Origin of the sequence: Granulosicoccus antarcticus IMCC3135, from assembly GCF_002215215.1 — a bacterium.
Classification (GTDB): Bacteria; Pseudomonadota; Gammaproteobacteria; order Granulosicoccales; family Granulosicoccaceae; genus Granulosicoccus; species Granulosicoccus antarcticus.
In genome coordinates this window covers 3,855,822-3,878,103 of sequence record NZ_CP018632.1, presented here as the reverse complement: position 1 = coordinate 3,878,103, position 22,282 = coordinate 3,855,822, and the positions used below count along the sequence as shown (strand labels likewise).

Here is a 22,282-nt window from a genome sequence, read left to right as displayed (position 1 = left end):
TGGCGAGACATTTAATTTATCACTACGAACGAAGTGATTGTTACACTACACTCGAAGTGATATATTGTCAAGCAGACATCTTAAAAATTTGGCATGACACGCAACCGTGACGTTTGAAGAAAATTATGGCTAGACAAAAAAGCTATGACCGGCAAGAAGCTGTGGCGCGGGCGCGCGATGCGTTTCGCGAAAATGGGTTTCAGACCCTAGGCATACGCGCCATCGAAGATATCGTCGGCATCGGGCGCTTTGCCATTCGCACGGAATTCGGTGGCAAGGAGGGCCTGTTCATTGAGGCGATGAAGCTCTATGGACAGGACATTCACCAAGCCGTCATTCAACCCATTGAGCAGGCCGATAATCTTGATGTGTTGTCGAATCTCATGTCCGCTGGTCTTGATCCCGAATCGGATGTCAACGGTAAATTCGGTTGTTTGTTTCTGAACACCACGGTCGAGAATGCAGCGCTGCAAAACAACGACATCCGAGAACTGACCGATGCCTATTTCAGTGATCTGTTGAACGCAGTGACGGGGCTGGTAGATCGCGCCAAGGCAAAAGGCACAGTCCGCTCAGATGTGGACTCGACGGGCGCTGCGGAGTTCGTGAAAGGTGTTTTCATGGCAGCAGCGATCATCAGCCGGGACGCAGGGGACGTTACCGCGTCGACAGGCCTGATCAACATGGCGCTCTATACGATTGATTCCTGGCGTCCGTCTCAGATCGACCCATAGGTGTAACGGCTCGCACTTATCGAGCGCCCGAACTGCACTTATCGCGATTTCCCGATCACTTTACGTGACACTATCGGCGCTGCTCAAACCACTTTGCGTGCGAATGAAACCACTTTATCTGCCACCAGATCTCACTTGTCACCTCTAAACCACACTCTGCGCCACGAGCGTCATACCGGTAACCCCACCCGTCGCACCAACAGGCATTCGCGCGTTTCTCACGGAATACGGACCCGATCTCGTGCGAATCAATTTTAAACGGCGCGAATGGCATTTGCGGGTCGACATATGTCGACCACGTGCGGGTGATTTCATCATTCCCGACACAGGCGATTCCGATCTGGCAGGTGCTCGCGCTGTCACTCTATGCGGTTTCGACATGCAGTGCGATGAACTGGAAATCCCCATCCGGCAGAGGTGAGGTTATTGAGTCGACCCGCGCAACCGTGCCTTCAGAACCGAAACGAGGGTGTCAGAAGCCGCGCGCAGTTCGGAAACATCTTCGGTCAGCCGAGAATAGGACCAAATGCCCTGCACCGAGATCATGGAGTAGCGCGCAAGATCAGTGATTTCGGCTTGGGTAAGCGGTCCGTGAGCACCATTTTCATTTGCGATCACCTGATGGAAGCCACTCGTCAGACGGTCGCAATGGGCGCACAGCTTTTGTCGGGTTTCCAGCGCTTCTTCGGGGATCTGAGTAAGCGTGTTTCCAACAAGACATCCCTTGCCAAACCCGCCCGCATCTTCGAAGCGCATCAGTAGATTGTTCAGGTAGGTCTCAATGCTATCGATTCCTGCGCCATCGGCCTCAACCGGGGCAAAGTGCGGAGCCACCACGACTTCCTGATAACGATCAAGACAGGCATGGAACAGCTCTCGCTTGTTCGCAAAGTCGCTGTAAATACCGGCGCGACTCACACCGGTCTCTCGTACCAGATCACTCATTGACACCACATGAAAACCGATTTCCCAAAAGGCTTTCATGGCAGTGTCAAGCAGATCTGTTCTGGATGCTGATTTTTCTCTTGGCATACTGACCATTGTAATAGAATGAACGTTCCGCTACAATCCATCTCATCACAAAACGAGACCAGAGTCATGGCAGGTTTTATCGATCGAAAGAAATTCGCCACTGTTCGTGGCAAGCAAATGGCCTACATCGAAGAGGGTGAAGGCGACCCGATTGTATTTTTGCATGGCAACCCAACGTCGTCCTACCTATGGCGCAACGTCATGCCGCACCTGAGTGGACTTGGCCGATTGATCGCACCAGACCTGATCGGTATGGGCGACTCTGAAAAACTTGATAACAGCGGGCCTGATAGCTACACCTTTGCAGAACAGCGCGACTATCTGTTTGAGCTTCTGGAACAGCTGGGTGTCAAGGAAAACGTGACATTGGTTTTGCACGACTGGGGGTCCGGACTAGGCTTCCATTGGGCTCATACACACTCCGAAGCGGTCCGGAGAATCGCTTTCATGGAAGCCATTGTCGCCCCGATACCCAGCTGGGACAATTTTCCAGAAGGAGCTCGCGCAGGCTTCCAGGCGATGCGTTCGCCGGCTGGAGAGCAGATGGTTCTCGACAACAATCTGTTTGTTGAGAAAATTCTGCCAGGCTCCATTCTGAGAGACCTGAGTGACGAAGAAATGGCTGAGTATCGCAGACCGTTTCTCAATGCCGGTGAAGATCGTCGCCCAACGCTGACCTTTCCTCGACAAATCCCTATCGAGGGAGAGCCCGCTGATGTATTCCAATGGGTTGCCGCCTACTCCCAATGGCTGGTGGAAACCCCAGTCCCCAAACTCTGGATCAATGCCGATCCCGGGGTGATGATTTCCGGTTCCGTGGAGGACTTCGTTCGGACATGGAAAAATCTGACAGAAGTGACGGTACCCGGCCTTCATTTTATGCAGGAGGATTCACCTGATGAGATTGGTGTGGCAATAGCAGGTTGGATAAAAAAGCACTAGATGCAGGGCTAAAGGATCATGTCTCACCAGCCCGGATAATTCATGGATCATCGAATTGTACGAACTAGTGGGTCGATCGGGGAATAAGGTAATACTCACCTTGTTTTCCGACCGACCCACTAGTAGGTTAACTGCATGATACTTTCGGGTAAAGCCTTTTGAGTTTGATACGAGCATCGTCGGTTGTAAAGCGCCAGTCGGCAGGCTTGGCGTTCTCGTTGCGATGGGTCTGCCATGCGGCTATCTCCTTGGTCAGCGTAGGCACGTCGGCAATGCGTCGATCCAAACATTGCCTGGCCAGAACGCTGAACTCACATTCAGCCATATTCAACCAACTGCCATGCTTGGGTGTAAAGACAAACTCAAGCTTCTGCATAAGCGCATGTGCCACGGCGGGTTCGAACGTTCTGTATAGGGAGGCTCCGCTATGAGTGCTCAGGTTGTCCATAACCAGCGTGATCTTTTTCGCGTGGGGGTATTGATTCTCCACCAGGTCACGGACGCCTTCGGCCCATTCGCCCGACGCATGATTGTCGGCAATACGCACCGTGCGTCGACTCTCCAATGGCGTATAGAACACCATCAGGTGGGCAACTCCATTGCGCTCGTACTCTCCGTCGTAGCGCTCACTTTGGCCAGGCGATGCCGGGATCGGTTTTTGTACCTCACGCGTGCATTGTTTGGTTGTCTCGTCCATACAAACCACAGGATACTCTGCATCAAAAGGTCTTTTATACACATCCAGTACAGCCTCCATCTGGCAGACAAACCCCGCGTCCTCTTTAGGCGCTATGCACCACATGCGTTTCTGCCAAGGTTTTATGATGTTTTTTTAAAACTTGACGCACCGTTTCATAAGCCACGCTTTCGACAATTTCCAGCTCAATCAGACGCTCGCTCAACAGCTTCAACGTCCAACGCACCTGGCCTTCTGGCGCATCACTGCAAGCCAGGCTTACTAGCCTGGCCTCCGCATCGCCATCCAATCTTGCCGTTCGCTCTCGACTGCGTCTCTTACGCTGCAGCGCCAGTTCCAATCCTTCTTCCACACATCGCTGGCGTGTCTTTGCGATGCAACGGGTGGTCAGTTCCATTCGCTCAGCAACCTCGGCATCGGTCATCGAAGGACCATGCTCTCCTTGATCAACCAGTAACAAAATCTGTGCATGTCGTCGCTTCTGCGCCGCTATGCGTCCCGTTTTACAGATCTGCTCCAGAGCATGGCGCTCTTCTTCGGACAACTTAACCACATGACGCTTAGGCATTCTCAATCACTTCAACAGGTTGCAAAGTACTATTATGAAGTTAGACTATAACTGGAATTTATCAAGCGGTTACACCACTAGGGCCTGTCATCAATTAAGCCATTCAATGGCGGCAACCAAGTGAATCGCTCCCAGAAAATTGCATGCTCGCTTGTCGTAGCGCGTCGCAATCGCACGGTACTGCTTGATTTTAGCGAAGAAATTTTCGATCAGATGTCGAGCTTTGTACAAATCACGGTCATGTTCGATCTTTACAAGGCGAGACTTCTTACTGGGAATAACGGCCTCAGTGTTCGCCTCTCGCAATCGCTTACGCACGCGTTGCTCGACATCATAAGCTCGATCGGCCAGCAGCGCACCGGCCGTGAGTCCTGGCAGCAGTGCGTCAGCGCCCTCTAGATCCGATGCTTGTCCGGGTGTGAGCTTGAAGCTGATCGGATTTCCCAATGCATCGCACAGTGCATGAATTTTGGTACTTATTCCCCCTCGCGACAACCCAAGGCACTCTATTTTTTTTCGCTCCCAGCCGCGCCAGCGCTGTGCTGATGTGCTCTTACAATCGTACTGTCAAGCATCACGTATTCATTGTCTACGTCTTCGCTTAATACCTTGAAAACAAGCTCCCATATCCCTTTTTTCGACCACCGACAATGGCGAGTATGAATGACACGAAAGTCACCAAAACGAGCTGGCAGATCCCGCCAGGGAATACCGGCACGGTAGCGATAAAGTACGGCATCGACAAATAGTCGGTTGTCCTTGGCTGTGACACCGACCGTGTCAGCACGACCAGGTAACAACGGGCCAAGTTGCTGCCATTGTCTGTCGGAAAGCCCGTATCGTCCAACCATGGTTTGGAGCCCCATCGACGCCTGTTCTCTGTAGGCGTCAACTATAACGGGTCGACAAGTCAAAATATCTATCTTTTAATTGATGACATGCCCTAGGCAGCGCAATTCATGTAACACCCTATCTGATTCCACAAGGCAACTGATTTTTCAATGTTCAAGAAATTCGTACAAATAACTGCGCTACTGAATTTTCCAATAGCACTGGTAATGATGTTTCCGGCAATCAACGCTCCTGAACCGGATACATTTGTCATTACAGTTGTATTAGGTGCTTTCATGATTTTCACAGGGGTCGCATTACTCTGGGCTGTTTCTGACATCAGAAATCGTGCTCCCGTTGTTGTCTGGGGCGGACTAGTGAGGTACGCGGGTTTCGTCGCCGTAGCCTATGCCGGGCTACTGGGGTTTGCACCGAAGATATTTGTAGCGATAGCGGCAATGGATCTTGTCACAGCAACGATCTATATCTTTGGCAGTATCAATGTGTCTGGGCTATCTTTCTGGTCTCTGATGTTGGGCCGGTCCCGTACTGAAGAGCAGTAATCAACATATCGGTAGTCAAGCGAAAAACCCGAGCTGTCGGATAATCCGGAATCGCAATGGTCACTAAAACGCCTACGATACCGGCTGTTTTGTTTATCAAGATTCACCTCCAATTGTATTGGAATTTATTTTTTCTGAGACTATCGAACTTCACGATCTATCTATTTATCAGTGAAAACCGAACAATGTGTCAATCGGAATTGAACGCAAGCCGAACGGAACAACAGCGCATACGTGCCAGTTTCATCGCGCTGTTCAAACATGCCTATGGTCGAATGGCACTGACTTAACGCTAGGGATGTCCGTGCAGACGTATCTTTGACTGCGCCTGGGCTCGAGGAATGAAGAGCCAAGGGAATGCATTTGGTCTTCGTTTCATTGCTCGTGGTTCGACCCGAGTTGGACGATTTCCAACCCGTCTTTGTGCGATCAGTTCAAACAACACAACTGCGTCGTAGTCTACGCCAGTATCTTTCCACGAGTTTCAAATCTGGATTGTCGCGTTATTGGCAGGCATTCCCGTGCCAGCCTTAGCATCCGCACTGTGCTACTACGATGGCTATCGCACAGCCACCCTGCCCGCTAATTTACTGCAGGCACAACGCTGTTGCGCAATGCCACTGCACCGACTGCCAAAAGTCGACTGGCGGCGGCACAGTTTTGGTTGTCATGATCCCTAAATCCAACCTCAATATCGTCAAAGGATCGCTCAAACGCTACTCCAAGGACGCAGACAGTACAAAATCGGTCACGCGTTGTTTCTGCGAAAACTGCGGCACGCCTTTGTATTCAGAACTTGAATTATATCCCAGTTTATATGCGGTGAAATCTGGGGTCTGGGATCAGGACCCAAAACTTGAACCTGGCAGCGCCGTGTGGACAAGTTCTGCGCCTGAATGACACCATGTTCCAAGCCATTTGCCCCAGTTTCCAAAGGCGCGCACGTAAGCGCATCGGCCTCTTCCACGTCAAGGCCATTACAGGTCCAGCGGATCAAAAGAAAACGGGCCGCTACTCGCGGCCCGCTTCATAAATGGGAGGATCGATACTTGATTCAGTCGACCTAGTTGAGGCCGTAGGTGTTTTCGTCCAGCTTGCTGAAGATTTCCGCGTTGACCAGTTTAAGCAGTGCGGCGTGGTCTGTCAGATCAACATCAGCCAGAAGAGCAGTCCATTTTTCTTGCGCTGCCACATACTCGTTGACCATATCCGAAGGGTCAGCAATGGAGCGTTTTTCCATCTCGCTTGCAGGTAGATCGGCCAAGAAGGTTGCGTTGAATGCTGTTAAAGCATCTTGAAGGCCAGCATCTGGCGCGATGATTTCAAGGCCCTTATCTACCGCTGCAGCATTCGCTTTGGCCAAAAGATTCGTGGTAAAGATGATGTTCTCAACGAGCGCGATAGCCGTCTGATCGAGCAAGATGCGGCGGTTTTCGGGTGTTTGGTCAGCCCAGAAATCCTTATTAAAGCCCCAAGTAGCGCCACCCAAGAACACGCCCAGCGGAAGTTCTGTTACGTGGGTCACGACTTCGATTGTTTTCAGGCTTAGCAAGGCATCACTCGCGAGAAGCGTACAGTCGATCGAGCCACGCTCGAGGCCACTATAAACATCCGAACCTGGGACACTGACCGGCACAGCACCAATGCTGGTTAAGAAGTCCACCTGCGCGCCAACCGTAGCACGGATATTTTTGCCCGCTGCGTCCGCGAGTGTCCGAATGGGGGACGTACATTGGATATAGTACGTCGGCGTGCTGAACGAGCCGGAATAGATGATATTGTGATCACTCCACTCGCTCTGCAAATCAGCGTTGTTGAAACGAACGTCTGTCGCAGCAAGCGAACCGACTGCATCGCTCAGTGTCAGGAAACCCAAATCGTTGACTACGTTATTAAGCGGAAGATCGGCGGGCGTGTAAACTGCGGTAATCTGGCCCATCATCGCAACACCGCGTCCAACACCCTGAAGCGTCTCGCGAGGTGGCAACAGCGCGCCGCCCACGAAGATCTCGAAGTTGATGTCGCCATTTGTGGCTTCGGCCACGCGTTCTGCAAACGTTACATAACCTGTCGGCACCGAGGCTTGTTGCGGCAGCCAGGTGCTCGCAGCGAAATTTTCGGCAAAAGCAGGCGCGGACAGTCCCGCCAGCACTATCGCCGCACCCATAATGATAGTATTCCGTTTCATGATTTTCACCCTATTAGGTTTAGTTGTAATTTTCTGATTTGATCGTGCCGTACTTATTGGGCCAAACTTGGCAGCCACAGGCTTAGGATCGGAAAGGCCACTAGAATAGTGAGCGTCAGGACATCCATTGCGAGGAACCAAAAGACACCCTTGAACATCACCGAAAGTGATACCTGGTCGCCGAGTGATGTTTTCATAACATAGACGCATAATCCCACGGGCGGCGTTATCAGCCCGATCTCAAGCAGTTTGATAACAATAATTCCGAACCAAACCATGTCGATTCCGAGCGACGTCGTTAGCGGCAAAACAATCGGTAAAGTCAGCAACATCAAAGACATCGGGTCCACAAACATGCCTAGCACGACATATAGAACCGCGATCATTGCAATCAGATAAACTGGGCTATCAGTAACAGGCAGCAACACCTCCGCGACAAACTCAGGCAACGTGCTCAGTCCAAGGAACCGCACAAACATCACCGCACCCAAGGCTATGATAAACGTGGTGCTTGTTCCCTCGGCCGTTTCGACCAACGCCTTTTTCATTACGGGCCAGTTCAAGGTTCCGCGGAACCCTGCAATCACCATCGCCAAGAATGCACCAACAGCGCCGGCTTCGGTTGGGGAAAAGACACCAACGAAAATTCCACCCAAGACAAATACGATCAGCGTTGGAAGCGGCCAAATCTCTTTGAGACCCTGAATTTTTTCTGCACGGGTGTAAGTTTCGTTGTGGGGCGGTGCAAGCGACGGGTTCAGCGAGCTGCGCACGGTGATCATCCCGATGTAGATACCCGCAGAAATTATACCCGGAATGACACCTGCTAAAAACAACGCGCCCACAGACGTGTCCGTAAAAATACCGAACAAGATCATCAGGATGCTTGGCGGGATCAACGATCCCAAAGTTCCCGATGCGGCGACGGCCCCTGTGGCAAGTCCCGGGTCGTATTTCGATTTCAACATCTCCGGCACGGCAATCCGCGAAAATGCAGCAGCCGTCGCGACGCTTGACCCAGACGCTGACGCGAACATCGCGGACGCAAGGACCGTTGAGGACGCCAAACCGCCCGGCACGCGGCCAAAGAACATTCTGATCGACGCGAATAGCCCCTTGGTAAGGCCCGTCGCAGAAGCAACGTAACCCATCAACAGGAACGTCGGAACAGCGCTAAGGTTCCAATTGGTAATGAAGTCGAAGGGGATCGCTGTGACGATGCTCCAGGCCGCGCTCAGACTGGTTAGGATCCATATCCCTACAAATGCCACGATCCCGAGAGTTACGCCAATGGGAGTCCGAACAGCCAGCAACAGTAGAGTAATGGCGACACCCGCCATTCCAATTTCAATCCGATCCATCACTCGACTCCTTCATAAAGGGATTCAGTTTCAATGTCGTGATCGACGGGAACCAGTGGCGTATCTTCGATTGACCGAAGCTCGTGTACGATGCGAACGAGCAGCACGATAACAACCAATCCGAAGCTGATCGGCAGAACAAACCTGGCTGGCCAAGTAATGACGATATATGCACCGTCGACGAATTCGCCCTTCGCAAACGACTGCACCGCATCAATCGAGGTTTGATACGCCAACAGTGAGAAAAACAGGATTGATACAGCCGTGCCGAATACACGGGCCAGATATTTCATCGGATCAGGAAACCACTGGTAAAACAGATCAACGGATATCGACCGTCCGCGCAGTTCGACAAAGGCCACTGGCAGGTAAACTGTGGCAACCATGTAATAGTTAGCAACAACGTCCAAGGTGCCGGGTATCGATGTGGAGAATAGATATTTAGCGATCACATCAATGACAATGTGCAGCATCATTAACATGAGTACCGCCGCTGCAGCATACTCCATCGTGTTCGAAATACGAGTTACGGCCCACTTCATGAAGACAGCTCCATAGTTGGTGAGGGAAAGGCCGGATCGGTCAAGCGCTGACAGCAACCACTCTGCGTGATTCTGTCTAAACCCTCTTGCACAAAAGGGGCGTAATAATTCTTCATGATCTCTCCTCACAGAAGTTTGTACCCAATTTCTCTCGCTCTACAACATAACAGTACCGCTAGGTGAAACACAAGTGAGTTTTGCGAAAATCTATGTAGAAATTTGCTAATAAATTAGAATAAAATTTCTAGTAACATCGAAGCGGAAGTGGTTAACCTTTATGTGTACAGTTGAAAAAATGCGATCATCGTAAAAATCCCAACCGCGGTGAGCGCGTAATTCGCGTTCCAAACATATGCGACTCTATTTGCACTGACACCAATCTCGCGCACTGTGAGAAGGACTCCGACACCAATTGGCGAACTTATCGCACCGATTCCAAACGCCAATGTGACAGAAAGCACCAACAACGATTGCTCGACCTGTAAGCTTGGCGTGTTCAAAAACAGATCCAGAACAATCGCCGCAGACACGACGCTGCTGATCCCTAAATTGACGAGCAGGATCATTATGACCACGGCAGCCACCAGTAACATTTCCGCGGGGACATTGCTGTTTTCGATTGCGACCGAGATCTCGTCAACATCCACTAACGGATATAGAATGCCAGACAGAGCGCCAGCCGCGAACAGCAACGTCGCTTCATTCGTCGCTCTGGATAGCCGATCATTCATCGCAGTCAATGAAGCACTATAGCGTTTCAACGAACCGAGCATGTCCGAAGTCACTATTTCCTGACAACCGACCCAGAATAAACTGATAACCACAAAGGCAAAGATAAGCCCTTCGGTAAACGAAATAGCCGTTAGATCGCTTAAAGCCCCTGCACAAAGCGGAACAAAGGACAGTATTAAGACAAGCCATCCGATCGGGCGCCAGTCGAATTCATGCTGGTAGGCAAAATTTGCCTTAAGTGCCGAAAACGTCAGCTTATCGAGGCCCCAGCCCATGACAATCATTAGAATAGCTGTAAACAGGCCAAGCGGCAGGTAATCCATCCAACGAAGGTCAGGAATCCGCGTTTCGACTAGAATAATTGTGATGGAAATCGGTGACCAAAGTGGAACGATGCTCATCCCGCGCATAATGGCCGTCGCCGTTCGGCGAGTGATGATCGTGTACGCCTTGTCGCCGGGCTTATGCCCAGATTTTCGAAGGTCAGTCTGGACAGCGGCATTTAAAAGGCTAACGACGCTCACACTTAGCATTGGCCCAAGCAATCCACTACCGACGCAAAGAGCCCAATATCGTTTTCCGGGCGGTTGTCGGGCCAGGTTTGCGCCGACCTTAGCCACGATGTCGGATCGGCTGGCTGCGAAGACCAACATCCCAAGGGAAAGAATGAAGACAGCAAGAAGCAGTCCCCGCTCGATCGAGACTAGCAGTTGCGCCCAACTTAACCGTTCGAGCCAAAATCCTGCGATTGTTGCGACAACGCACAACGCGATCAACAATTTGGCGGCTCGAGAGAGGGTTCCAATGGAGAAGACCCCTACGTAAAGGGCGGCAAAACAAGCTATTGAAAGTGCGATGGGACTTTTCGTAAGAGAATACGCCACGAAACCGCACAACAATATCCAGATAGGAAACGAAGGTTTATCCATTCCTGGGCGAGACAAGCCCCCGCCCGACGACATGAGCCTGGATTTCTGCGGCTCCCTCAAAAATATTCAGAATTCGTGCATCGCAGAGAACGCGGCTGATTTCGAACTCCATTGAATACCCGTTTCCGCCGTGGATTTGAAGCGCGGCATCCGCGTTCGTCCACGCGACACGCGCCGCCAAAAGTTTGGCCATGCCCGCTTCTATATCGCAGCGCTTTTCTTTGTCTTTCTCGCGAGCCGCGAAATACGTCAACTCTCTGGACAACACGACCTCGACAGCCATCATCGCAATCTTGTCGGCAATGCGTGGGAACTTGACAATTGATTTGCCAAACTGCTTGCGATCCAACGCATAGCTCAACCCCAACTCAAAGGCGTTGCGCGCAACCCCGACAGCGCGGGCTGCAGTCTGAATCCGCGCGCCTTCAAACGTTTGCATAAGTTGCTTGAAACCTTTGCCAACCTCGTCACCGAGCACAGCGTCCTCTGGCATTTGGAAACTGTCAAAGGACAGTTCGTATTCGCGCATGCCGCGATATCCAAGCACTTCAATTTCGCCGCCGCTCATCCCTTCAGCAGGGAATAGGTCGTTTTCGGAGCCGCGCGGTTTTGGCGCAAGCATCATACTCAACCCGCTATAGCCTTTGCTGTCAGCCTCAGTGCGTGCCAATACCGTCATCAGATCACTGCGTGACGCGTGCGTAATCCATGTTTTGTTACCTTTAAGCGTCCAGCCGGTATCCGCCTTTGTCGCTCGTGTGCGCAGACTTCCCAAATCCGAACCGGTGTCGGGTTCTGTAAACACCGCAGTCGGAAGCACTTCTCCCGACGCGATTTTGGGCAGCCACTTTTCCTTCTGACTGAATGTGCCGCCGGTCGAGATCAGCTCGCCCGCAATCTCCGACCGTGTGCCGAGCGACCCAGCAGCGATCCACCCTCTGCTCAGCTCTTCGGTAACAACACACATAGCCAGTTTGCCAAGGCCCAAACCGCCAAAATCTTCGTCAATGCAGACGCCAAACGTGCCAAGCTCGGCCATTTCCGAAACAATACCGTCAGGGATCAGGTCGTTGTTCAAGTGCCATTTATGGGCCTGCGGTTGGATGCGTTCGTTTGTAAAGCGGCGATACATATCACGCACCATCATCAGTTCTTCGTCAAACAGATCGTCCGAAATTTCGGACCCCTGCGAAATCAGCGTTGCAAGTTCTGCTCTGTTTTCGGGCGAATTTCCGTGGGTGATAAATGTGGCGACTACGTCGTGGCTCGCGAAGGCCTGAGCCTCTTTCGTGAGCCCAAAATCGACAGGACGCGCCATTTCGTTGGGGCCCATGGGAATTCCGCCAACCAATTGGGTCAGGTACTCGCCAAAGCCAATCTTGAGAACAAGCTGCTCCGGCGCATTGAACGTGCCTGCATCGTTAAGCCGATGGGCCCAGATCCCGGTTTGTGCCAATGCCTCTACGACTGTCGCCATCCATGCCATTGCATGCAGCGCGCGTTGTTCTTTTTCAGCCAATGCAGCGTCAAATTTTCCGGATACCGCAACGCGGTCACGCACTGCGTGTCTCGCCGATTCAAAAAAAGCACGTGCATGCGAAACGGCTTGGTCCGCGTTCGCCAATACTTGGGTCATGTTATCCGAAATCATGTCATAAGCCTCTATTTGGATGGCCGCGAAACGATGCCGCGGTCATGCAATTCGTTAATTTTTCGTGTCGAAAACCCAAGCAACTCTTGCAGCACTTGATCGGTGTGCTCGCCTAACCGCGGTGCAAATCCGGGCATTGCGCGTTCCTTTTTTGGAATTGTCGCGGCGGCGCTTGGTGTGGGGTAGCTGTAGCCGGACGGATGTTTGTGTTGTGTGAAAATGGGGTTATCGCGCACGAACCCGCGTTCTTCGGAAATAGATTCCGTTAGCGTACGATACGTATTCCACAAAACACCCGCATCATCGAAGCAGGTCGCGACTTCTGCATGTGTCATCTGCTCGATCTTGGCTTGCACGATGTCAAAAATACGGCTTCGATGGGTGAAGCGTTCGCTTTCGCCCTCAAAGGACACTCCCAATTCTTGTTCGAGACGGGCTTCGTCGTCCTTGAGGTTGAGCGCTTTGACCAAAGTGGCCCATTGGCGAAATGTAATGGCTACGGCAATCAACCGCTTGTTGTCCTTTGTGACAAAATCCCGTCCCAGCGCACCAAACAAATCATTTCCCGACCGAGGGCGATCTTGCCCACTGACGCTGACTTCTGCGAGTTGCCCGAGGTTGGCGATGGTTGTCGCCGCGATATCGCTTAGCGGGATACGAATTTCCCCGCCCTGCCCTGTAAGGCGTCGTTGTCTTTCCGCCGCAACCAATGAAAACGCGGCATAGGACCCGGTGATCAGATCCCACGCGGGCAAAACATGATTTACTGGCCGATCCACAGGCAATTCAGCGGGACCTGTCATCATCGGAAATCCAGTAACGGCGTTCAGCGTATAATCTACCGAATTGCGCCCGTCGGCCCACCCCATGACGCGCACCGTGATGAGATCAGGACGCACTTCAGCCAACTTTTCGTGCGACAGAAACCCGTTCACAGGATAGTTAGTCACAAACATTCCTCCGTCATCACCCGGAGCAGTCGCGATCTCAATAGCAAGGGCGCGTCCTTCGGTGCTGGAAAGATTAATAGCGACAGATTTTTTGCCCTTATTAAGGCCTTCCCAATACAGACTGTCGCCTTCAGGCGAGATCGGCCAACGGTTGTAGTCAGGCCCACCGCCGATCATGTCGAACCGAATGACCTCAGCCCCGAATTGAACAAGGTGCTGGCAACAGATCGGCCCCGCGATAAAAGACGCACCTTCGACAATCCTGGTTCCCTTTAATAAATCATACATTTCGGTCGATCCCTTTGGTTTGGGTTATAGCTGGCACCGCGCGACGGACAATTTGTTCCGCCCGACGGCGGACCGGTGCATCGACCATCATGCCATCCACTTTGGTCGCGCCGTCACCGTCGCTCTCCAAAATTTTGTTCGCCCATGCGAGATCAGCTTCGGATGGGGAAAAGCCCATTTTTACGGGCACTATCTGATTTGGGTGAATACAGAGCTTGCCGGAAAACCCAAGATCCGAAGCGTAGCGGGCGTCATCTTGTGCAGCATCTGCGTCACTTACAGACAATGTGACCCCGTCCAGCGGTGCGGCCAATGCGGCCAAACGCGATGCGAACACGATTTGCGCCCGCGCAAAACTCAGACTGTCTCGAACGTGAGCACATCCAAGATCAGCCGCGAAATCCACCGATCCAAACGCTAATCTCGTTACGGCGGCGGTTGCGCAAATTTTGTTCAAGTTGGCGATACCGCGCACAGTTTCGACCAATGCGATGATGTTGAGTGCCCCACCCAGGATCCCATCAAGCTGGGATAGCTGGGCAATCTCTTCAGCCTTAGGCAGCATTACCGCACTTAGATTCAGATCGATCGCAGCCTTGGCATCATCAACAAACCATTCTGTATCGCTTGCGTTGATCCGTAATATAATCGGTAGGTCGGGCAACTGGGATTGCAGCAATTCTTCACGCGCACGAACTTTATCTTTTGGCTCTACCGCGTCTTCCAAATCCAGAATAATCGCGTCAGCCCCTGACGCCGCGGCCTTGGCCAGCCGATCTAGCTTTGTCGCCGGAACAAACAGGGGGGTCACGATGGAACTGATGTCATACATCACGACCACTCCGCCTTGGCCAACATCGCGTCGTGCCCTGCTGCCGACGATGTCCAAAGGTCCAGCCCTGCGTCGGTTGGTTCAGCATTGAGCGTATATTCGCTGCCATCAAACAACGGGCTTACACCACGAAAATGAAACGTTTTCGGCATGCATTTGTAGGACGCAGCCAAATTCAACAGCTGTGTCGCCTGAAGCGGTCCGTGCACCACGAGGCCGGGGTACCCCTCTTCGAGCTGCGCGTAATCACGATCATAGTGAATGCGATGTGCATTAAATGTCAGCGCAGAATATCGAAACAACAGGACCGGATTGGCCGTCACCGCCTTTCTGATCGTAGCCGACTTCGCGACCTCTTCCGAAATACTGGCTGGTTTCGGCGTGCTGGTTTGGCCCCGATAAACGATGTCTTGCTTTTCTCTTATCGCAACACCGCGTTCGGTCGATATGGTGTGTTCAACGGTGATAAAGCACAGCGTCCCACTGCGCCCCTCTTTCACCCTGACGTCCGTAATGATGGATGTCTGATCAACGCGGTCACCGACCAAAATGGGATCAAGCAGGCGCAATTGACCACCCGCCCACATGCGACGCGGCAACGGCACATCTGGCAAAAACTGACCACGTTTAGGATGCCCGTCGGTGTCAATCTGCGCCATTGGTGCGCACGCAAGGTTCACGCACCAATGAATGCCAAGCGGAGCAGGATCGCCCACGGCCACTTTATCGACACCTCGATCCAAGGTCGCTTCCAATTGCTGGCAGCGGGCCAGATTTACTACATCCGATGATCGCGTTTCGCGGCCAATGGCCTCGCGTAGCGTATCTGCGTCCGGCTTCTTTTCATTTGCGACAGCAGACATCTACAGCTTTCCCGTCAATTCGAGAACATCATCGAAGTGGTCGGCAACCAGTCCAAAGTCAGCGGCCTGAAAAATCGGTGCCTCTTCATCTTTGTTGATCGCTACGGCTCTAAAACAAAGAGTTGTGTCTGTTAGGGTGTTCGAATTGGCGTTCATTATCTGTTTTCCACCTTTGCATCCGTTGATTTCAGCATGGCGATCGATACTATGTGAAAGCTTCGTAAATGAAACTGATTTTCGCAGAGTAAAACACGATCACCCTCAAATTACAAATACTGAGCGTCATTCTGTGATCTCTGGGCGTAGTCTGAGACGAAATCGCCTAGTCGGTAAGCCAAATTATTGCTGTGTGTTTTAACTAATGAAACTGCAATATGCATCTATGGCAAAATCACAACGTGGACGGGCACCCAAAGTGCCCAGCCTGTGCCCTTATCGCGCCGGACATCGCAATGCGCTTCATTGGATAATAACGAATGACTAAAAAGAAAAGCAGTGGCAAAACACCATCGAGTCCGAGCAAGGCTGAGCCTGGCACCGCGCCAAAGGCGTCCCGGTCCGCAGTCAGCCTGATCTATGACAACGATGATATCAGCGAGCGCCTGAGTAAGGATCGGAAGTTCAACTGGTCGCTCGCACGCGGCTTGGAAATGCTGCGGGCCTTCAGTGTTCGGCCCTCGCCACTTGGAAATAGCGAGCTTTCTGAAATCACACAGGTTCCAAAAGCGACCGTCACCAGATTGACCCACACGCTCACAGAATTGGGCTACTTGAGCTACAACCAGCGCCTCGGGAAATTTGAACCAGCGCCTGCTATCCTTGCGCTTGGGTATCCGGTTCTTACCAGTATGAAGGCTCGAGTGGTTGCGCGCGAGCATCTTCAAAAGCTCGCCGAAGAAGTCAATCTGCCAGTGGCGCTAGCCGCACGTGACCGGTTAAGCATGATCTATGTGGACGCGTGCCAACCTTCCACGATGATGACGATGCACCTAGATATCGGAAGCCGCGTGGACATGGCAACAACGGCGCTGGGTCGGGCGTTCATGTGGGGCATCTCTGAAGGTGAACAGGATTACGTTTTCAGCTTGCTTGAAAAGCGGCACGGAACCAAATGGCCAAAACTGAAGGCTTCTATCAAGAAGAGCTTTGCGCAAATTGAAAAGCGTGGTTTCTGTATCGTCGACGGTGAATGGCAGCGTGATATTCGTGCCGTGGGGGTCCCTTTGGTTTCCAGTGACGGGGCTACAGTTATGGCCTTTAATGCAGCAGGCCCACAGTTTGCTGCCAGCCTTGAAACTTTGGAAACCATTGTGGGGCCTCGGCTTGTCCATCTCAGCAAGAACGTCGCTTCTTTGGTCTCAACTTAAGGACACAACTTGCATAAGCAATTTCACTGTGTAAAATAGGCGAACCAATAATGGGAGTATTCTTATGTTCGACTCGCTCATTTACGATTCAGTTCGCACGCCACGCGGAAAGATAAGGGACAGCAAATTGCAGTCGATCAGCCCAGTTCAACTGGCTGCAACCCCATTGCGGGCCTTAAAGGAGCGCAATGATTTCGACGTAAGCAGCGTCGAGGACGTCGTATTGGGCTGCGTTTTACCTGTTGGCGAACAAGGTGGGGACATCCCACGGTCGGCTGCGCTGCTCGCTGGCTATTCCGAAAAAGTTCCCGGATTACAGATAAACCGCTTCTGTTCGTCTGGATTAGATGCGGTGAATTTATCGTCGGCAATGATCAAATCGGGCCAGAATGAACTTGTTATAGCAGGAGGTGTTGAGAGCATGTCGCGCGTGTCAATGGGTGCGGATCGCGGATCATGGGTATCGGACCCATTGCTGACGTTCCCCGAACATTACGTTTCGCAGGGTTTTGCCGCTGACATGATTGCGTCGCTTCTGGGCCACGACCGAAGCCGCGTTGATTCCTTCGCCGCCGAAAGCCACAAACGCGCAACCGTCGCCCGTGAAAACGGACATTTTGAGCGTTCGATTGTTCCCGTAAATGATTTGAACGGAGTTTCAGTTCTTTCTCAAGATGACAACATCCGCCCTAATTCCAACACGGACGCACTTGGCAAACTGCGCGCCGCCTTTGCCCCTGCGAACGGAGCAATTGACTTTACCGAACGCGCTTTTGCCGCGCATCCTGAGCTCGCCAGCATTTCGCACATTCACACCGCGGGAAATTCCAGCGCCATTGTTGACGGTGCCGCCGCAATTTTAATGGGAAGTGCTGCCGCCGGCAAAAAGCATGGCTTGACCGCGCGCGCGCGCATCAAGGCGTGCAGCAGCACGGGTGTCGAAACGACCACGATGTTAACGGGCCCGATCAGTGCGACCGAGCTTGTTCTTGAAAAAGCGGGCATGACGATTGCTGACATAGATCTGTTTGAGATTAACGAAGCTTTTGCTTCGGTCGCGCTCATGTGCATCGACCACTTTGATCTGGACCCCGACAAAGTAAACGTAAACGGCGGTGCAATTGCAATGGGCCATCCATTGGGCGCCTCCGGCGCGATTCTTCTCAGCACTGCCCTCGAGGAATTGGAGCGCCGCGACCTGAACACCGCATTGGTGACTCTTTGCGTGGCAGGTGGCATGGGTGTCGCCACTATTATTGAACGCGTTTAAGGTTGATTGGGATGCTCTCTTCCATAGAACGCGCGGATCTCGAACTTCGCAACGGCGTTGCAACAATAATACTAAAAGATCCCTACGCGGAGCGCAGGGGCTTGAGTCGGCCCCATAGGGGCCCGGTATGCCTGGCCGTCAGAGACGACCAGGAAGCCAACCCCCCAGCATTTACATAACTACAGCCCGAGCTGGCGCTGCTCTATTTGTTGATCCTTCTTATCTTGATACCGAACATAAGCCTGGATCTTTTCCAGATCCAAACCCACCGTGTCAACGCAGTACCCCTTTGTCCAGAAGTGATTGCCCCAATACGGCTTTGTCCGTAACTCTTTGAAACGCTGGAGAACTCGTATTGCCGTCCTCCCCTTCACCATTCCGACATAATCCGATACCGACAGCTTCGGCGGTATCGACACGATCAAGTGAACGTGGTCGATCTGCACGTTCAACTCCACCACTTCGCACTTCTTCTGCTCCGAAAAAGCCCTAATACAACTGGATACTTCTTGTTTCACCGAACCGGCAAGAACCCGGTACCGATACTTGGGTGTCCAAACCACATGATATTGGCAGTGCCATATCGTGTGTGATAGCTTCTTAAAACGACTCATTGGTATTCCTCGAATGAGGCTATGGGGATAGCTCACGAGAGGTTTACCATTGAGTCGGACTATCGGCAAAGCCTCAGCCCTCTGACCACGTCCGGAGGACGTGGGTTTCTACGATACGACTAAATTACCCGTCCGGGCGAAATGCTTTGGCCCCAGGCGTCAAGTCAGACCTAATTGCACATCTGGAAAAGACGACCCTAGACCCCAAATGCAGGGCCATCGTTATCACTGGCGCAGAAAGTACGTTCAGTGCGGGCGGTGACGTGAAGGGCATGAAAGACTCAAATATTACGAAATCCGTAGAACGGTTAACTGACCTTCAGCACATTGTTCGCCTTATCGCTACAGCGAAAAAACCGATGATTGCCGCTGTCGAGGGTAACGCTGCGGGAGGTGGCATGTCGATCGCAGCGGCGTGCGATGTAGTTATTGCGGCGGAAGATGCAAAATTTAGTGGGGCAGCCACCAAGATAGGTCTTATTCCGGACATGGGCGCTGTTTGGTTCTTGCGCGCGCGCATGGGGGTCGGCGCGGCGCGGTACTTTTTGATGACGGGCAATGTCCTTTCGGCGGCCGAGGCTGCGCATCTTGGTCTAGTTGAAAAAGTGGTCGCAAACGGAACAGCCCTAAGCGTTGCGCAATCCCAAGCCGCGAAGTTCGCCGCAGCTTCGGCCACCGCTCTTTGTTACACCAAGGCTGCGTTTCAACACAGTCCAAGTGAATTAGAGGATGCGCTGGCATTCGAGCTGGCGTCTCAAGAAATATGTTTCAATTCAATTGACTTTCAGGAAGGCAAAGCTGCGTTTCTGGAAAAAAGAGCCCCAAATTTCACCGATCCAGCATAAGGAGCACAGTCCATGGTTCACGTTCAGGAACCCAACGAGAACGATCCCATTTGCTCTTCGGTATCTTACAACAAGGCCCGATTGATCTGGATAAACCAACCAAAGTTGCGCAACGCGCTCACGGCCGAAGTTCGAGAGCTATTGAAAGTGGAATTACGCCACGCGATTGCAGACGACACTGTCGGCGCGATTGTCATCGCAGGGGCAGGTGGAAGTTTCTGCGCAGGTGGCGATATTTCGACGATGAAAGGTGTCACAGCCCCAGCTGGCCGTGTGCGCATGCAAGCAGCGGCCGAATTGATGCAACTGATCGTAAATTCGCCAAAACCTGTGATAGCTGCAGTTGAAGGATGGGCCGTTGGCGCGGGTCTCGGGCTTGCGGCAGGGTGCGATATTGTTGTGGCCGGACGGCAGGCGAAGTTCTCGGCTCCGTTTGGAAACTTGGGACTCATGCCCGATCTCGGCTCGTTGTTCACATTGCCTGCGCGGATCGGCATGGGAAAAACCAAACTTCTCGCGTTCACGCGGCGTAGGATTGATGCGGAATGCGCGGCGGAATGGGGCCTTGTTGACGAAGTAGCGGAAGACGGCGCAGCAACGTCGCATGCCGTTGCGTTGGCCAACGAAATTGCCCAAGCCGCGCCCTTGTCCAACGCCTATACCAAACAGCTCCTTGCGCGGTTACCGCTCAGTTTTTCGGAATTTCTGTCCGCTGAAAACGACAGCCAAGCGATCCTTTTTTCCAGCGAAGACCTCAAAGAAGGCGCTGCTGCATTTTTCGAAAAGCGGACACCTGATTTTAAGGGCCGGTGATTCGACTGCGCGGCACTAATCCGTGCCTGCGCGTTTCGGCGTCGCTATATCAAAGATGCGCAGCGATCGCCCAGTACCATAGCGATCGCTGCCGTGTTTCCCGATGGGATCGTAGGAGCCGCAGACACATCGCACACCCGCAATCCGTCAATCTGACGGACCCGTAAATGGGCATCCAGAACAGACATTGGATCATCGTCTGCGCCCATTTTGGCTGTCCCGACAGGGTGATAGTTCGACTTTACCGTAGATCTGCAAAATGCGGCTTGATCTGTACGCGAAACACACCCTGACGTAGGGGCCAAAATGTCTTGGATCTTGTTAGAGAGCGGCGAAGTGCCCAGTGTTTCACGAAGATACGCCACCCCGTCGACCATCGCCTCGATGTCTCGGGGGTCGTCCATAAATTTTGGCGAAATAACAGGTGGGGCATCGGGATCGCCAGAGGCTAGTGTCACGTTGCCGCGGGACTTGGGATTCAGCAATAGAATCGAAAGCGTCACCCCCGCTTGAGCGCCCGCCAACTTTGCCGCTGCAGGATCGGCAATCGCGGGCAGACAATAGACCTCGTGGGTGGCAAGCCCATTCGGATCTGTCGGATTGATAAACGCCCCCGCTTCGAGCCCAGAGGTCATAACAACGCCTGACTTAAACAGTTTGAATTGCAGCCCGTTACGGATCATACGCCACCCGCGGTCTTGGCCCGAATAACTATACCGCCCGTTCAACGTGGCAATCGTTGACACAATAGGATGATCCACAAGGTTTTGACCAACACCGGGAAGATCGGCCACAACTTCAATCCCATGAGAATGCAGGTGTTGCGCAGGGCCAATACCTGACAACATCAGCAGCTTAGGAGTGATAAAGGTGCCTGCGGACAGCACAACATCGCCGTCTGATCGCACCTCGTGCTCGCCCGAACTGTCGCGATAAATCACACCAACTGCGCGACCGTTTTCGATGATGATCTTGCGCACAATTGCGCCCAAGACAACCTCTAGGTTTGGGTTTCCTCTCAACGGGTCCAGGAACGCGGACGCTGTCGAAACCCGTTGCCCTTTATCGTAAGTGAACTGGAAATATCCGACACCCGTTTGTCGGTCGCCATTGAAATCATCATTGAAAGGCTGGCCTTGCGCCTGCATCGCCTTCACAAAGTCCCGTGACATTTCATTCACATGACCGGGATCTGAAACCGTGACAGGTCCGTCCCTGCCATGAAGCGCGTTGTCGAAACGCTTGTTGCCTTCAAGCCGCTTGAAAACAGGTAAAAGGTCGTCCCACCCCCAGCCAAGCGGGTCGGTGTTGCCGCGCAGCACATCGTTCCATGCGTTGTAGTCATCTGCCCGCCCACGAATGTAGGCCTGAACATTCACCGTCGACCCACCGCCCAGAACATTGCCCTGCACAAGATCAATCTCGCGGCCACCAAGCTGATCTTGGGTAACCGATTTGTAAAATTTCATCTGTTTTGAACGGCCCTGAAGCAGCTTGAAAACACCAGGGGGCATGTCCAGCAATGGGTGTCGATGGGTCGTGCCCGCCTCAAGGACCAAGACGCGAGCTCCTTTCTTGACCAAGCCCGCAGCAGCAGCGCAGCCGGCTGTTCCGCCACCAATGATGATATGCTCATACGTCTGTTTTCTCACCTTTAAACCTCAATTCTG

Annotated in this window: 25 protein-coding genes and 1 pseudogene; 10 read left to right on the top strand and 16 right to left on the bottom strand. The window is 52.6% G+C overall.

All coding sequences use genetic code 11. The features are described 5' to 3' along the window. Positions 1-125 precede the first annotated feature (125 nt). Both IMCC3135_RS16735 and IMCC3135_RS34155 read left to right on the top strand, forming a co-directional pair. Positions 126-734: a TetR/AcrR family transcriptional regulator gene (locus IMCC3135_RS16735; protein ID WP_088918659.1), complete on the top strand. Its 609-nt coding sequence runs from the start codon at positions 126-128 to the stop codon at positions 732-734. Between the two features lie 241 nt (positions 735-975). Next, positions 976-1,155, top strand: coding sequence for a hypothetical protein (locus IMCC3135_RS34155; RefSeq protein WP_157736052.1), 180 nt, complete (start codon positions 976-978; stop codon positions 1,153-1,155). A gap of 2 nt (positions 1,156-1,157) precedes the next feature. On the opposite strand, the gene IMCC3135_RS16725 is transcribed toward IMCC3135_RS34155, so the two are convergent. Next, a complete protein-coding gene (locus tag IMCC3135_RS16725) occupies positions 1,158-1,766 on the bottom strand; it encodes a TetR/AcrR family transcriptional regulator (RefSeq protein ID WP_088921896.1) in 609 nt (202 codons plus the stop codon). A gap of 18 nt (positions 1,767-1,784) precedes the next feature. Between IMCC3135_RS16725 and IMCC3135_RS16720 the strand changes: the two genes are divergently transcribed. Beyond that, positions 1,785-2,708, top strand: a complete 924-nt coding sequence (locus tag IMCC3135_RS16720) for a haloalkane dehalogenase (RefSeq protein ID WP_205738094.1) — start codon at positions 1,785-1,787, stop codon at positions 2,706-2,708. Positions 2,709-2,835: 127 nt separating this feature from the next. On the opposite strand, the gene IMCC3135_RS16715 is transcribed toward IMCC3135_RS16720, so the two are convergent. The 3 genes from IMCC3135_RS16715 to IMCC3135_RS16705 form a co-directional block, all read right to left on the bottom strand. Continuing rightward, a complete protein-coding gene (locus IMCC3135_RS16715) occupies positions 2,836-3,510 on the bottom strand; it encodes an IS630 family transposase (protein WP_088916798.1) in 675 nt (224 codons plus the stop codon). Further along, positions 3,491-3,973 (bottom strand): helix-turn-helix domain-containing protein, encoded by a 483-nt coding sequence (locus IMCC3135_RS16710; protein ID WP_088916797.1) that lies wholly within the window; start codon positions 3,971-3,973, stop codon positions 3,491-3,493. Before IMCC3135_RS16710 ends, IMCC3135_RS16715 begins: the two co-directional genes overlap by 20 nt. Before the next feature lie 90 nt (positions 3,974-4,063). Then, a protein-coding gene (locus IMCC3135_RS16705; protein WP_418251408.1) for an IS5 family transposase occupies positions 4,064-4,824 on the bottom strand; the annotation gives its coding sequence in 2 pieces (ribosomal slippage) (positions 4,064-4,497 and positions 4,497-4,824; 762 coding nt in all). Positions 4,825-5,031: 207 nt separating this feature from the next. Between IMCC3135_RS16705 and IMCC3135_RS16700 the strand changes: the two genes are divergently transcribed. Further along, the gene (locus IMCC3135_RS16700) at positions 5,032-5,367 is read left to right on the top strand and encodes a hypothetical protein (RefSeq protein ID WP_157736051.1); all 336 of its coding nucleotides are present in this window, start codon (positions 5,032-5,034) and stop codon (positions 5,365-5,367) included. A 292-nt stretch (positions 5,368-5,659) separates the two neighbouring features. On the opposite strand, the pseudogene IMCC3135_RS34150 reads toward IMCC3135_RS16700, so the two are convergent. Next, positions 5,660-5,809: pseudogene (locus IMCC3135_RS34150) on the bottom strand (IS4 family transposase); the annotation flags it as partial. A gap of 46 nt (positions 5,810-5,855) precedes the next feature. Between IMCC3135_RS34150 and IMCC3135_RS35710 the strand changes: the two are divergent. Beyond that, positions 5,856-6,047 (top strand): hypothetical protein, encoded by a 192-nt coding sequence (locus IMCC3135_RS35710; RefSeq protein ID WP_205738142.1) that lies wholly within the window; start codon positions 5,856-5,858, stop codon positions 6,045-6,047. Next, positions 6,028-6,267, top strand: a complete 240-nt coding sequence (locus IMCC3135_RS35545) for a GFA family protein (protein WP_472343592.1) — start codon at positions 6,028-6,030, stop codon at positions 6,265-6,267. The genes IMCC3135_RS35710 and IMCC3135_RS35545 overlap by 20 nt, the downstream gene beginning before the upstream one ends. A 163-nt stretch (positions 6,268-6,430) precedes the next feature. Here IMCC3135_RS35545 and IMCC3135_RS16685 read toward each other — a convergent pair whose 3' ends face one another. The 9 genes from IMCC3135_RS16685 to IMCC3135_RS34145 all read right to left on the bottom strand — a co-directional run bounded on the left by IMCC3135_RS16685 (position 6,431) and on the right by IMCC3135_RS34145 (position 15,859). Further along, the gene (locus IMCC3135_RS16685; RefSeq protein WP_088918656.1) at positions 6,431-7,555 is read right to left on the bottom strand and encodes a C4-dicarboxylate TRAP transporter substrate-binding protein; all 1,125 of its coding nucleotides are present in this window, start codon (positions 7,553-7,555) and stop codon (positions 6,431-6,433) included. A gap of 53 nt (positions 7,556-7,608) precedes the next feature. Beyond that, entirely contained in the window at positions 7,609-8,916 is a 1,308-nt protein-coding gene (locus IMCC3135_RS16680) for a TRAP transporter large permease (protein ID WP_088918655.1), read from the bottom strand. Continuing rightward, a complete protein-coding gene (locus IMCC3135_RS16675) occupies positions 8,916-9,458 on the bottom strand; it encodes a TRAP transporter small permease subunit (RefSeq protein WP_088918654.1) in 543 nt (180 codons plus the stop codon). The genes IMCC3135_RS16680 and IMCC3135_RS16675 overlap by 1 nt, the downstream gene beginning before the upstream one ends. A gap of 275 nt (positions 9,459-9,733) precedes the next feature. Further along, positions 9,734-11,119 carry a hypothetical protein gene (locus tag IMCC3135_RS16670; protein ID WP_088918653.1) on the bottom strand — a complete coding sequence of 462 codons (1,386 nt, stop codon included), beginning with the start codon at positions 11,117-11,119 and terminating at the stop codon, positions 9,734-9,736. Next, positions 11,112-12,770, bottom strand: coding sequence for an acyl-CoA dehydrogenase family protein (locus tag IMCC3135_RS16665; RefSeq protein ID WP_205738093.1), 1,659 nt, complete (start codon positions 12,768-12,770; stop codon positions 11,112-11,114). Before IMCC3135_RS16665 ends, IMCC3135_RS16670 begins: the two co-directional genes overlap by 8 nt. A gap of 11 nt (positions 12,771-12,781) precedes the next feature. Beyond that, on the bottom strand, positions 12,782-14,008 hold the full coding sequence (locus IMCC3135_RS16660) for a CoA transferase (RefSeq protein ID WP_088918652.1): 1,227 nt from the start codon (positions 14,006-14,008) through the stop codon (positions 12,782-12,784). After that, the gene (locus IMCC3135_RS16655; protein WP_088918651.1) at positions 14,001-14,840 is read right to left on the bottom strand and encodes an HpcH/HpaI aldolase/citrate lyase family protein; all 840 of its coding nucleotides are present in this window, start codon (positions 14,838-14,840) and stop codon (positions 14,001-14,003) included. The genes IMCC3135_RS16660 and IMCC3135_RS16655 overlap by 8 nt, the downstream gene beginning before the upstream one ends. Continuing rightward, on the bottom strand, positions 14,840-15,703 hold the full coding sequence (locus tag IMCC3135_RS16650) for an HTD2 family dehydratase (RefSeq protein WP_088918650.1): 864 nt from the start codon (positions 15,701-15,703) through the stop codon (positions 14,840-14,842). The genes IMCC3135_RS16655 and IMCC3135_RS16650 overlap by 1 nt, the downstream gene beginning before the upstream one ends. After that, entirely contained in the window at positions 15,704-15,859 is a 156-nt protein-coding gene (locus IMCC3135_RS34145; protein ID WP_205738091.1) for a hypothetical protein, read from the bottom strand. It abuts the gene before it with no gap. Positions 15,860-16,179: 320 nt separating this feature from the next. On the opposite strand from IMCC3135_RS34145, the gene IMCC3135_RS16645 reads away from it, so the two are divergent. Both IMCC3135_RS16645 and IMCC3135_RS16640 read left to right on the top strand, forming a co-directional pair. Continuing rightward, complete coding sequence (locus IMCC3135_RS16645) at positions 16,180-17,070, top strand: IclR family transcriptional regulator (RefSeq protein ID WP_088918649.1); 891 nt, start codon at positions 16,180-16,182, stop codon at positions 17,068-17,070. Positions 17,071-17,134: 64 nt separating this feature from the next. After that, positions 17,135-18,340: an acetyl-CoA C-acetyltransferase gene (locus tag IMCC3135_RS16640; RefSeq protein WP_088918648.1), complete on the top strand. Its 1,206-nt coding sequence runs from the start codon at positions 17,135-17,137 to the stop codon at positions 18,338-18,340. Between the two features lie 179 nt (positions 18,341-18,519). On the opposite strand, the gene tnpA is transcribed toward IMCC3135_RS16640, so the two are convergent. Then, positions 18,520-18,954 carry an IS200/IS605 family transposase gene (tnpA, locus tag IMCC3135_RS16635; protein ID WP_088915928.1) on the bottom strand — a complete coding sequence of 145 codons (435 nt, stop codon included), beginning with the start codon at positions 18,952-18,954 and terminating at the stop codon, positions 18,520-18,522. Between the two features lie 113 nt (positions 18,955-19,067). On the opposite strand from tnpA, the gene IMCC3135_RS16630 reads away from it, so the two are divergent. After that, positions 19,068-19,799 carry an enoyl-CoA hydratase/isomerase family protein gene (locus IMCC3135_RS16630; RefSeq protein WP_088918647.1) on the top strand — a complete coding sequence of 244 codons (732 nt, stop codon included), beginning with the start codon at positions 19,068-19,070 and terminating at the stop codon, positions 19,797-19,799. Between the two features lie 12 nt (positions 19,800-19,811). Further along, positions 19,812-20,612, top strand: a complete 801-nt coding sequence (locus IMCC3135_RS16625) for an enoyl-CoA hydratase/isomerase family protein (RefSeq protein ID WP_088918646.1) — start codon at positions 19,812-19,814, stop codon at positions 20,610-20,612. Between the two features lie 44 nt (positions 20,613-20,656). Here IMCC3135_RS16625 and IMCC3135_RS16620 read toward each other — a convergent pair whose 3' ends face one another. Beyond that, positions 20,657-22,264, bottom strand: coding sequence for a GMC family oxidoreductase (locus tag IMCC3135_RS16620; protein ID WP_088918645.1), 1,608 nt, complete (start codon positions 22,262-22,264; stop codon positions 20,657-20,659). Positions 22,265-22,282 lie beyond the last annotated feature (18 nt).

Bases quoted from the DNA above. Each gene is read 5' to 3' on its own strand.
- IMCC3135_RS34145 (WP_205738091.1), bottom strand. From the start codon at position 15,859: ATGAACGCCAATTCGAACACCCTAACAGACACAACTCTTTGTTTTAGA.
- IMCC3135_RS16660 (WP_088918652.1), bottom strand. From the start codon at position 14,008: ATGTATGATTTATTAAAGGGAACCAGGATTGTCGAAGGTGCGTCTTTT.
- IMCC3135_RS16680 (WP_088918655.1), bottom strand. From the start codon at position 8,916: ATGGATCGGATTGAAATTGGAATGGCGGGTGTCGCCATTACTCTACTG.
- IMCC3135_RS16655 (WP_088918651.1), bottom strand. From the start codon at position 14,840: ATGTATGACATCAGTTCCATCGTGACCCCCCTGTTTGTTCCGGCGACA.
- IMCC3135_RS16685 (WP_088918656.1), bottom strand. From the start codon at position 7,555: ATGAAACGGAATACTATCATTATGGGTGCGGCGATAGTGCTGGCGGGA.
- IMCC3135_RS16670 (WP_088918653.1), bottom strand. From the start codon at position 11,119: ATGGATAAACCTTCGTTTCCTATCTGGATATTGTTGTGCGGTTTCGTG.
- IMCC3135_RS16650 (WP_088918650.1), bottom strand. From the start codon at position 15,703: ATGTCTGCTGTCGCAAATGAAAAGAAGCCGGACGCAGATACGCTACGC.
- IMCC3135_RS16645 (WP_088918649.1), top strand. From the start codon at position 16,180: ATGACTAAAAAGAAAAGCAGTGGCAAAACACCATCGAGTCCGAGCAAG.
- IMCC3135_RS16700 (WP_157736051.1), top strand. From the start codon at position 5,032: ATGATGTTTCCGGCAATCAACGCTCCTGAACCGGATACATTTGTCATT.
- tnpA (WP_088915928.1), bottom strand. From the start codon at position 18,954: ATGAGTCGTTTTAAGAAGCTATCACACACGATATGGCACTGCCAATAT.
- IMCC3135_RS16640 (WP_088918648.1), top strand. From the start codon at position 17,135: ATGTTCGACTCGCTCATTTACGATTCAGTTCGCACGCCACGCGGAAAG.
- IMCC3135_RS16715 (WP_088916798.1), bottom strand. From the start codon at position 3,510: ATGTGGTGCATAGCGCCTAAAGAGGACGCGGGGTTTGTCTGCCAGATG.
- IMCC3135_RS16710 (WP_088916797.1), bottom strand. From the start codon at position 3,973: ATGCCTAAGCGTCATGTGGTTAAGTTGTCCGAAGAAGAGCGCCATGCT.
- IMCC3135_RS16675 (WP_088918654.1), bottom strand. From the start codon at position 9,458: ATGAAGTGGGCCGTAACTCGTATTTCGAACACGATGGAGTATGCTGCA.
- IMCC3135_RS16735 (WP_088918659.1), top strand. From the start codon at position 126: ATGGCTAGACAAAAAAGCTATGACCGGCAAGAAGCTGTGGCGCGGGCG.
- IMCC3135_RS16665 (WP_205738093.1), bottom strand. From the start codon at position 12,770: ATGATTTCGGATAACATGACCCAAGTATTGGCGAACGCGGACCAAGCC.
- IMCC3135_RS16720 (WP_205738094.1), top strand. From the start codon at position 1,785: ATGAACGTTCCGCTACAATCCATCTCATCACAAAACGAGACCAGAGTC.
- IMCC3135_RS16725 (WP_088921896.1), bottom strand. From the start codon at position 1,766: ATGCCAAGAGAAAAATCAGCATCCAGAACAGATCTGCTTGACACTGCC.
- IMCC3135_RS16625 (WP_088918646.1), top strand. From the start codon at position 19,812: ATGGTTCACGTTCAGGAACCCAACGAGAACGATCCCATTTGCTCTTCG.